Annotated in this window: 1 protein-coding gene and 1 pseudogene; one reads left to right on the top strand and one right to left on the bottom strand. The window is 44.4% G+C overall.

The annotated features are described in order from the left end of the window. On the top strand, window positions 1-559 hold a 559-nt coding region (locus Q0314_RS03160), incomplete at its 5' end, for a pyruvate kinase alpha/beta domain-containing protein (protein WP_298056422.1). A 441-nt stretch (window positions 560-1,000) separates the two neighbouring features. On the opposite strand, the pseudogene Q0314_RS03155 reads toward Q0314_RS03160, so the two are convergent. Then, window positions 1,001-1,209 (bottom strand): annotated as a pseudogene (locus Q0314_RS03155) (hypothetical protein); the annotation flags it as partial.

Raw genomic sequence — 1,209 nt, 5'->3', positions numbered from 1 at the left:
CGTATTAGACGGCACCGACGCCGTAATGCTAAGCGAGGAAAGCGCCATCGGCAAAAATCCCGTCGCCGTCGTGCAGGCGATGCGAAACACCATCGTCCAGACGCAGCAGATTTATCCGTTTAATAAATTCGATAAATTCGAGCGCTACGACGACATAGACGTGGTCGCGGCTAGCTCGGCTAGGCTGGCCGTACAGCTGGACGTAGAAAGCATCATCTCGATAACAAGCTCCGGCAAATCGGCTCTAAAGATGGCCAGATACCGCGCAAATAAAGACATCATCGCTATCACGCACGACGAGGAGACCGCCCATCAGCTCACGCTGGCGTGGGGCGTGACGCCGGCTTTCGTACTGGGTAGAGACGACCTTAATCTACTCGTGGCAAACTCCATCAAAAAAGCCTCCGAGCTGGGATTTGTTAGCCGCGACAAGTCCTATATCATGACGGCCGGCTATCCTGCGGGAGTCGCGGGCAGCACAAACTTCATCCGCATCCTAAAACGCGAACAGATCGACTACTACATCGAACTGGCGCAAAAGCAAAAAGACGGAAAATAGCAAATCTACGCGGGTTAAATTTTGAGCTAAATTTGATCCGCAAAAGCTTAGGCAGCGAGTAAATTTTGGGCTAAATTCGAGCGAGGCATGCTCGGCCCGGGCTCCGGCTTTAATCCGCCCAAAGCAACCCGAGCCGAATTTGGTTTCAAATTTGACTTACCCAAACCAAGAGGGTAAATAAATTTAAACGAATTTGAGCGTATATAGCTAGGCTGGCAGGCTTTTGCTTTAAATTTAACCTGCGCGATTTTGAGAGTAAGAGGCGCGAAAGACTAAATTTATTTGATCCGAGTAAATTTGACTCAAATTTACCGAACGAAACCTAGCAAAATTTGCGCCGCAGCGAGTTAAAGTTGTTCATAAAATTTGATTTTTCAAGATAAGTAGCCAACGCTTGTTTAAGCTAAATTTTGCGAACTTCTCATTATTGACGATACGAATTTAAGGCAAATAATATTTTTTAACCTCGTCGATATTTATATTTTTTCTATCCAAAAAGTAGGTTTTGATCTCTGCATATTTGTCTTTATCGAAAATAAAAATTATAAAATATTTTTTGCAAAGCGCGTGATAATACGTAACAAATTTGACATTTGGATAATGCGGCTCGTCTATGATGATAGCTGGAAACAGCGTAAAACCACTTAAAT

This window comes from uncultured Campylobacter sp. (genome assembly GCF_938040115.1).
Taxonomy (GTDB): Bacteria; Campylobacterota; Campylobacteria; order Campylobacterales; family Campylobacteraceae; genus Campylobacter_A.
Note: the sequence above shows the minus strand (reverse complement) of the source record. Positions and strands in the feature narration are given on the sequence as shown.